The sequence below is a fragment of the Saccharomonospora iraqiensis subsp. paurometabolica YIM 90007 genome (assembly GCF_000231035.2).
In the GTDB taxonomy this organism is placed as follows: domain Bacteria; phylum Actinomycetota; class Actinomycetes; order Mycobacteriales; family Pseudonocardiaceae; genus Saccharomonospora; species Saccharomonospora paurometabolica.
In genome coordinates this window covers 141,624-145,528 of the sequence record NZ_KI912218.1, presented here as the reverse complement: position 1 = coordinate 145,528, position 3,905 = coordinate 141,624, and the positions used below count along the sequence as shown (strand labels likewise).

2 protein-coding genes and 1 pseudogene are annotated in these 3,905 nt (G+C 73.2%); all 3 read left to right on the top strand.

Annotated features, from left to right (window positions below):
- The first annotated feature begins 151 nt into the window (after positions 1-151).
- Positions 152-643, top strand: a complete 492-nt coding sequence (locus SACPADRAFT_RS0207875) for an SRPBCC family protein (RefSeq protein ID WP_007026805.1) — start codon at positions 152-154, stop codon at positions 641-643.
- 67 nt (positions 644-710) lie between these two features.
- The gene (locus SACPADRAFT_RS0207870) at positions 711-3,482 is read left to right on the top strand and encodes a DEAD/DEAH box helicase (RefSeq protein ID WP_007026804.1); all 2,772 of its coding nucleotides are present in this window, start codon (positions 711-713) and stop codon (positions 3,480-3,482) included.
- 169 nt (positions 3,483-3,651) lie between these two features.
- A pseudogene (locus tag SACPADRAFT_RS33795) lies at positions 3,652-3,905 on the top strand (DUF4333 domain-containing protein); the annotation flags it as partial.

Below are 3,905 nucleotides of genomic sequence, written 5' to 3'. Positions count from 1 at the left end.
ACGGCCGCGGCCGCACCGACGACGTGACCTGACACCCGGGCGCGGGCGGCAGGGTGGTGTGCCGTCGGCGCCGTGGGTACTCACCGGACGACCCGGGGGGCGCCCGGCGGCCGTGGCGGCCCCATACCCGGCGACACGGAGGGACGCGATCATGGGCGCCCACGAGACGACCACCACGCGCGGGACGACGATCGAGGCCGTCGACGGATTGCCCGCGGTCCGCATCGTGCGCGAGTTCGCCGCTGCCCGGCAGCGGGTGTTCGCCGCCTGGACCGACCCGGATCTGGTGGCGCGCTGGCTCGGGCCGCGGGAGCTGGAGTTGCGCATCGACGGGTGGGATCCCCGCACCGGGGGCCACTGGCGGTATTCCAACTGGCGCGGTGGGGAGCACGTGGCCTCGTTCTACGGCTCGTTCCACGAGGTCCGCCCGCCCGAGCGGATCGTGCAGACCTTCACCTGGACCGACCTGCCCGACGGGGTCAGCCTGGAGACCGCCGTGTTCGACGACCTCGGAGAAAGCCGTACCCGGGTGACCGTGACCTCGCTCGTCGACACCCTCGAGGCGCGGGACGCGATGCTCGGCAGCGGCATGGAGGTCGGCGTCCGCGAGGGCTACGAGAAACTCGACGCGCTGCTGCGGTGACCGGCAGCCGGGGTGAGTGGCACCCGCCGTCTGTGCGTCGCCTCCGAGGTGTGCAACCCTGACGGTCGTGGACCCTTCCACCGATCCCTCCCCGTCGACCAGTCCGGCCGAGGCGTACGCGGCGGCGCGGCGGCGCGGCCGTTACCCCGAACTGGCCCGGTTCACCGGCGAGCTGGCGTTCACCTTCGACGACTTCCAGGTCCGCGGGTGCGAGGCGCTGGAGGACGGGCACGGTGTGCTCGTGTGCGCGCCCACCGGCGCCGGCAAGACCGTGGTCGGCGAGTTCGCCGTGCACCTGGCGCTGGCCGAGGGCCGTAAGTGTTTCTACACCACGCCGATCAAGGCGCTGTCGAACCAGAAGTTCGCCGACCTGACCGAGCGGTACGGCACCGGGACGGTGGGGCTGCTCACCGGGGACACCTCGATCAACGGGGACGCGCAGATCGTGGTGATGACCACCGAGGTGCTGCGGAACATGCTCTACGCGGGTTCGGCGGCGCTGGACAACCTCGGCTACGTCGTCATGGACGAGATCCACTACCTGGCCGACCGGTTCCGCGGCGCGGTGTGGGAGGAGGTGATCCTGCACCTGCCGGCCTATGTGCGGGTGGTGGGGCTGTCGGCCACGGTCAGCAACGCCGAGGAGTTCGGCGAGTGGCTGGTGGCCGTGCGTGGCGACACCACGGTCGTGGTGGACGAGCACCGGCCCGTGCCGCTGTGGCAGCACATGCTCGTCGGCGGCAGGCTGATGGACCTGTTCGCCGGGGAGTCCGACACCGGCGAGGCCAAAATCAACCCGCGGTTGCTGCGCCGGGTGGAGGAGACCGCCCGGATGCACGCCCCCGCCGGGGCGGGCAAGGGGGGCCGGAACCGGCGCGGCGGCCCGCCGCGGATGCCCCGTTACCGGCCGCCGTCGCGCACCGAGGTGATCGACCGGCTGGACCGTGCGGGACTGCTGCCCGCGATCGTGTTCATCTTCTCCCGGGCGGGGTGCGACGCCGCCGTCACCCAGTGCCGCCACTCGCGGCTGCGGCTGAACACGCCGGACGAGGTCGCCGAGGTGCGCCGCGTGGTGGACGAACGCACCGCGGACCTGCCGCCCGACGACCTGGCGGTGCTGGGCTACTGGGAGTGGCGCGACGGGCTGGAGCAGGGCGTGGCCGCCCACCACGCCGGGTTGCTGCCCGCGTTCAAGGAAACCGTGGAGGAACTGTTCGTGCGCGGCCTGGTCAAGGTCGTGTTCGCGACCGAGACGCTGGCGCTGGGCATCAACATGCCCGCCCGCACCGTGGTGCTGGAGCGGCTGGTCAAGTACAACGGCGAGGCCCACGTCGACCTCACCGCCGGCGAGTACACCCAGCTCACCGGGCGCGCCGGGCGCCGCGGCATCGACGTCGAGGGGCACGCCGTGGTGCTGTGGCAGCCGGGGATGGACCCGCGCCAGGTCGGTGGGCTGGCCTCCACCCGCACCTACCCGCTGAAGTCGTCGTTCCGGCCCGGCTACAACATGGCCGTCAACCTCGTCGGCCAGCTCGGCGCCGCCGAGGCCCGCGGCATGCTGGAACGGTCGTTCGCCCAGTTCCAGGCCGACCGGTCGGTGGTGGGCCTGTCCCGCCGGATCGACCGCAACGTCGAGGCGCTGCGCGGCTACGCCGACGCCGTCCCCGGCGACTTCGAGCAGATGCGGGAGTACGCGCAGCTGCGTCGCGCGATCTCCGAGCGGGAGAAGACGTTGTCCCGGCAGAACACGGCCACCCGCCGCGCCGAGACCGCCCGGTCGCTGGAGAACCTGCGCAAGGGCGACGTGATCTCGGTGCCGGGCGGTCGGCGCGCCGGGCTGGCCGTGGTGGTCGACCCGGGGCTGGACCAGATGGAGGAACCCCGCCCGGTCGTGGTGACCGAGGACCGCTGGTCCGGGCCGCTGTCGGTGGCGGACTTCCCCGCGCCGGTGGAGCCGCTCGGCCGGGTCAAACTGCCCAAGCATGTGGAGCTGCGTTCGGCCAAGACCCGCCGCGACATCGCCTCCTCGCTGCGCAACACCGGCATCACCCGGCCGAAGCGGCAGCGTCGACGCGGCTCCGACGCCGCCTCGGACAGCGAACTGGTCGAGCTGCGCCGGCAGTTGCGCGCCCACCCGGTGCACGGCATGGCCGACCGGGAGGCCGGGCTGCGGTGGGTGGAACGGCACGAGCGGCTCGCCGCGGAGAACGACAAGCTCGAACGCAAGGTCGCCGCCACCACCCACTCGCTGGCCCGGTCGTTCGACCGGATCCGCGGGCTGTTGGCCGAACGCGGCTACCTCGGCGACGACGGCGACGAGGTCACCGGACACGGGTGGACACTGTCCCGGCTGTACAGCGAGTCGGACCTGCTGGCCGCCGAGTGTGTGCGGCACCGCGTGTGGCACGGGCTCGGCCCGGCGGAACTGGCCGCGGTCGTGTCCACCCTGGTGTACGAGGCGCGGCGGGACGCCACGGCGGAGGCGAAAGTGCCGTCCGGGCCGGTGTCGGACGCCTGGCGGGAGACGGTGCGGGTGTGGACCGACCTCGTCGACGACGAACGTCGGCACCGCCTGGACCGCACCCGCGAACCCGACGCCGGGTTCGCCTGGCCGGTGTACCGGTGGGCGCGCGGCGAGTCGCTGGAGAAGGTACTCACCACCGCCGAGACGAACGGTCAGGAACTGTCCGCCGGGGACTTCGTGCGCTGGGCCCGCCAGGTGATCGACCTGCTCGACCAGCTGAAGACCGTGCTCGGTAAGGAACACCCGGTGGGTGGGGCGGCGGGCAAGGCCGCCCGGTCGCTGCGGCGCGGTGTCGTCGCCGCGGGCGAGGTGTGACCCGCCACCGGAGGGGTGGCGACACCCGGCCGGTGTGCGGTCCGCGTGAACCGGTTCCGCCGGGGGTGTGCAGGTGTGCGCCGCCGGGTGCGGGTGTGGTTGGATTCCGCACGGCACACCCACGGTGGTGTGCCGTGCACATGTCGGTGACTTGGCGGAGGGCAACACGATGAGCGCGCCGTACGGAGGGAACCAACCGCCGCAGTGGGGCCAACAGCCCCCCGCGGGTCCGGACTCGGGGGGCTTTCCCGACCAGAGCGGATTCGGCGGCCCACCGCAGTACGGCCACCCCGGCCAGCCGGGACAACCGGGGCAGCCCGGGTACGGCCAGCCGCAGCCGCCGCAGCAACCGTACGGGGCGCCGCCTCCCGGGGACCCCCAGGCGGGCCAGTTCGGCCAGCCCGGCCCGTACCCGCAGCAGCA